This window comes from Nocardia sp. NPDC060220 (assembly GCF_042727815.1).
GTDB lineage: Bacteria > Actinomycetota > Actinomycetes > Mycobacteriales > Mycobacteriaceae > Nocardia.
This window is the reverse complement of record NZ_JBHWZY010000546.1, coordinates 1-4,764: the sequence shown is the minus strand read 5'-3', so window position 1 is coordinate 4,764 and position 4,764 is coordinate 1. Positions and strand designations below refer to the sequence as shown.

At 68.0% G+C, this 4,764-nt stretch carries 4 protein-coding genes; 2 read left to right on the top strand and 2 right to left on the bottom strand.

Annotated elements, in window-relative coordinates; translation table 11 throughout:
* Nucleotides 1–174 precede the first annotated feature (174 nt).
* A complete protein-coding gene (locus ACFWF3_RS24720) occupies nt 175–1,047 on the top strand; it encodes a helix-turn-helix transcriptional regulator (RefSeq protein ID WP_378991262.1) in 873 nt (290 codons plus the stop codon).
* Between the two features lie 35 nt (nt 1,048–1,082).
* Here the strand turns inward: ACFWF3_RS24720 and ACFWF3_RS24715 are convergent, their stop codons facing one another.
* Together ACFWF3_RS24715 and ACFWF3_RS24710 are read right to left on the bottom strand one after the other, a co-directional pair.
* On the bottom strand, nt 1,083–1,772 hold the full coding sequence (locus tag ACFWF3_RS24715; RefSeq protein ID WP_379315556.1) for a ferritin-like fold-containing protein: 690 nt from the start codon (nt 1,770–1,772) through the stop codon (nt 1,083–1,085).
* Between the two features lie 28 nt (nt 1,773–1,800).
* The gene (locus ACFWF3_RS24710) at nt 1,801–2,853 is read right to left on the bottom strand and encodes an alpha/beta fold hydrolase (protein WP_379315554.1); all 1,053 of its coding nucleotides are present in this window, start codon (nt 2,851–2,853) and stop codon (nt 1,801–1,803) included.
* Between the two features lie 481 nt (nt 2,854–3,334).
* Between ACFWF3_RS24710 and ACFWF3_RS24705 the strand changes: the two genes are divergently transcribed.
* Nucleotides 3,335–4,764, top strand: a 1,430-nt coding sequence (locus ACFWF3_RS24705; RefSeq protein ID WP_379315552.1) for a DEAD/DEAH box helicase, incomplete at its 3' end; no start/stop codon positions are given.

Genomic DNA, 4,764 nt, shown 5'->3' with positions numbered 1-4,764 from the left:
GCGACCGAGGAGTGGGCGGTGTCGAGGGCCCAGGACCCGGTCTTCAGCTGCTGGGTCTGTGTCGAGGAAGTCATGCCTCCACCCTGACCGGACTGCGGTCCGTTAACCAGACCGCGGTTATCCTGGTCCTGGCAGGGCGTGGCTGACAACGCCATGACCGGGCACCATCGAGACATGGTAGGCGCAGATATGGCAGATCATCCCGGCGCTCGTTCGGCATTCGCGGAACTTCTCGTCGCCCGTCGAGCCGAGCTGAATCCGGCCGACGTGGGCCTGCCCGGCGGCGGCAGGCGTCGCACCCCTGGTCTTCGCCGTGAAGAGGTCGCGGTACTGGCCGGTGTCAGTGCCGACTATCTGGCCCGGCTCGAGCAGGGCCGCGACACCAATCCGTCGATGGCGGTCGTCGACGCACTCGCCACCGCCCTGCGGTTCAACGACACCGAGCGTGGCCATTTCGCCTGGCTGGCCCTGACCACCAGCAGCGACGCCCGGTGCCCGAGTACCGCTTTCGATCCCGCCCTCGATCAGGTGCCCCCCGCCCTGCGCGGCGTGCTCGACTCGCTCGACCCCACCCCGGCGTTCGCTCTCGGACCCCGCGCCACCGTGCTCGCCTGGAACAACGCGTGGTCGGACCTGGCCGCCCCGCTCGGCCTGCTCGACAATCCCGACCTGGTCAACCTGGCCCTGTGGACGTTTCGCCATCCGCTCGCCCGCACCACGGTCACCGACTGGGCCCAGTTCGCCGACCAACTCGCCGACCAGCTCGCCAGAACGCGCCTGCGTCGCCCCGATGACGAACGCGTCGCCGAACTCATCGCCGACCTGTGCGAGGAACCCGAGTTCGCCCGCCGCTGGCAACCTCACCGTCTCGCGGAGGATCTGCCCACCCTGCTCGGCTTCGAACATCCCACCCGAGGCACCATCACCTACACGGTGCAGACGCTGGCGGCCGACAACGATCAACAGGTCGTGATCTGGCTACCCCGCGAAACCGTCTCCCGCACACCGGAATTGCGCCTCGTCCAGCACCACGCGATCGGCGGCTGATCACCCCGATCAGCCGGGTACCCGCGGCCGAACAGCTACAGCCCGAGTTCTGCCATGCGGGCCGCGTGCCGCTGCTGCATGCGGTCGAACAGGGTCGCGATGCCGTTGAGATCGCCGGTGGCGGCGAGGACCAGTTCGGCCAGCTCGTCGCGCTGGGCCATCACGAACTGAGCCTGGGTGATCGCCTCGCCGAGCAGCCTGCGCCCCCACAACCTGAGGCGGTCGCGCTCGGAGCGGCTGGCCGCCACCGCGCTGCGGACCTCGTCGACCACGAACTGCGAGTGACCGGTCTCGGCGAGGACATCGCGCACCACATCGGAGACCTCGGTGGGCAGCGCGCCCGCGATCTCGGTGTAGAAGTCGGCGGCCAGGCCGTCGGCGACGTAGAACTTCACCATCGACTCGAGCCAGGTCGACGGGTCGGTGGAGGCGTGGTACGAGTCCAGCGCGCCCTGGTACTGCGCCATCGCGGCCTCGGCGTCGGCGCCGCGCTCGGTGAGCGCCGCTTCCAGGGTCTCGAAGTGCGCGAGCTCGGCGGCGGCCATCTTGGCGACGCCGATCCGGCCGCGCAGCGACGGCGCCTGCTTCGCCTCTTCGGCGAGCCGGTAGAACGCGGACAGCTCGCCGTAGGCGAGGACCGCGAACAACTCCGTCACCCCCGCGTGGTCCGCGGCGAGCGGCTCGATCGAGAAGAATTCCGGCGCGGCAGAGGTCTGGGCTCCCATGGCTGTCAACAATAGTCCCGATCGGTGCTCAGTCGCGTTCGGCCAGGAATTTGTCGAGGTGTGTCCAGGTCGTCTCGCGGGCCTCCGGTCCCGTGAGAATGCCGAGGTGACTGCCCGGAACGACCTTGTAGGTGACCGATGACGAGCCCGACAGCGTGCGCAAACCGGCCTCGACAGCGGCCTTGGGGGTGATCACGTCGGACTTTCCGCCGATCAGCAGCACGGGCACGCGCACGTCGGCGAGTTCGATGGTCCGGTCGCGCAGTTCGAGCCTGCCGTTACCGATGTCGTTGGCCAGCATCATCCGGCCCCACAGCTGGTTGTAGAAGCGGCCGGGGTAGCCGGGCATGGCGGCCTGGAAACGGTCGATGGATTCCATCTTGGCCAGGGTCCCGGTGTTCGCGATATTGCTGGCGATGAACCTCGGACGCGCCAGTTCACGGTCGTAGGCGGCGAGCCGGTAGGCCAGTTTGGTCAGCGGTGCCGGAATGCCGCCCGCGGCACGGACAACCGTGGTGGAGCCCCAGCCGCCGGTGAGGCCGGCGACCGCGCGCAGCTGCGGAATTCCGAGCATCTTGTCGTAGTCGAGCGGCGGGCCTACACCGGTGACCGAGCGGATCGGCAGTTCCGGGTTCGCGGCTGCGGTGAGCAGCGAGAACATGCCGCCGACGGACCAGCCGATCAGGTCGACCGGGGCGCCGCCGCGATCGGCGCTCACGCGCAGGATCGCCTCGGGCAGGATGTCGAGGACCCAGTCCTCGAAGCCCATCCGGCGATCGGCGAAGGAGATGTCGCCGTAGTCGATCAGGTAGGGCGCACGTCCGGTCTCCACCAGGTATCGGGCCAGGCTCTGGTCGCGACGCAGGTCGAAGCAGGTGGCGGGCGCGGCCAGTGGCGGCACCAGCAACACCGCGGAATCGCTTGCCGCAGACTGGAATTCGGTATCGTAGCGACGCAGCAGACGATGCGGCTCGTCCCACAGCACGGTCGAGGGCGCCGGGTCGACGGGCTCGATGCCTGCGCCGAAGCTCAGCGCCCACGCGTTGCGTGCGGCAGTGGTGACGGTGTCGGTGATACTCACGACTAGAAATGTCTCACACACAGTACCGCCGGTACCAGTGAGCTCGATTACACCGGTGGACACGCGCGAAATCCGGCACCGATGAATTGCGCTGCGACACACCACCGGTGCTGAGGTAATCCCGTGGCGAGCCCGTTTTCGCGCGGCATTCAACCACGTCGAAATTCGGATTCCGCAGAATATCACGCTACAATCTCCGTGGACAACGCTAGTTTCGACGCCCGGACATACTCCGCGGCGTGGCACTCCACCGGCGCACAGCGCAGGCGGACAGCGGCGTTGCCCAGACAGCAATGTCGAAGAAAATGTGCGCGCAACGAATCCGCATCACCGCAGCGCCGCGCCGATGACACCGTCTCGACGACCACGCATAACGCCTGGTCGGCGATGGTTATCCGGCGCCGGCCCGGTGAATATCACAGGCGGGTATGTGGTCGTCGCGGGCCGACCGGCCCGCCCCACCTCGTGCGTGCGAGATGCAATGACGAGGAAGGCACGAACACTGAGCAAGATCACTGTCGAACAGGAACCCGGTTTGGCCGACACACTCCTGACGGCCGAACTGGACAACACCCACATCCCGCCGAGTTTCGCCGAATTGGGCGTGCGGGAAGAAATCGTGCGCGCACTCGGTGAGATCGGGATCGAACGCACCTTCGCGATTCAGGAACTGACCCTGCCGCTGGCACTGGCCGGCGAGGATCTCATCGGCCAGGCCCGCACCGGCATGGGCAAGACCTTCGGTTTCGGCGTGCCGCTGCTGCACCGCATCGCCACCGCCGACACCGGCACCACCCCGCTCGACGGCACCCCGCGCGCGCTGGTGATCGTGCCGACGCGCGAGCTGTGCATCCAGGTCACCAAGGACCTGGAGAACGCGAGCAAGTACCTGACCAACCACCAGGGTTCGCTGAAGGTCGCCGCCATCTACGGTGGCCGCCCGTACGACACCCAGATCGCCGCACTGCGCGACGGCGTCGACGTGGTCGTCGGCACCCCCGGTCGCCTGCTGGATCTGGCGAACCAGAACCACCTGATCCTGGGCAAGATCGGCGTGCTCGTCCTCGACGAGGCCGACGAGATGCTCGACCTGGGCTTCCTGCCCGATATCGAGCGCATCCTGTCGATGGTGCCGGACAAGCGTCAGACGATGCTGTTCTCGGCCACCATGCCCGGCCCGATCATCACCCTCGCCCGCACCTTCCTGACCAGGCCGACCCACATCCGCGCCGAGCTCGCCAACGACTCCGCCGTGCACGATCGCACCGCGCAGTTCGTCTACCGGGCCCACGCGATGGACAAGGCCGAACTGGTCGCGCGCGTGCTGCAGGCGGAGTCCCGCGGCGCGACGATGATCTTCACCCGCACCAAGCGCACCGCGCAGAAGGTGGCCGACGATCTCGCCGAGCGTGGTTTCAATGTCGGCGCCGTGCACGGCGACCTCGGTCAGATCGCCCGCGAGAAGGCGCTGACCAAGTTCCGCAAGGGCGCCATCGACGTGCTCGTCGCCACCGATGTCGCCGCGCGCGGTATCGACATCGACGACGTCACCCACGTCATCAACTACCAGTGCCCCGAGGACGAGAAGACCTACGTGCACCGGATCGGCCGCACCGGCCGCGCCGGCCGCACCGGTGTCGCGATCACCCTCATCGACTGGGACGAACTGCACCGCTGGGAGTCGATCAACAAGGCGCTCGGCCTGAACATGGCCGACCCCGCCGAGACCTACTCGCGCTCCCCCCACCTCTACAGCGACCTCGGCATCCCCGAGGGCATCACCGGTGTGATCCGCAAGCCCGCGGCCCCCACCCGTGACGACGACGCCGTAGTCGAGGAGCGCACCGAGCGCCCCAAGTCCTCCCGCAGCCGCCGCCGCACCCGCGGTGGCAAAGCCGACACCGAGGGCAC

Coding starts and splice junctions, on each gene's coding strand:
- ACFWF3_RS24715 (WP_379315556.1), bottom strand. CDS start 1,772: ATGGGAGCCCAGACCTCTGCCGCGCCGGAATTCTTCTCGATCGAGCCG.
- ACFWF3_RS24720 (WP_378991262.1), top strand. CDS start 175: ATGGTAGGCGCAGATATGGCAGATCATCCCGGCGCTCGTTCGGCATTC.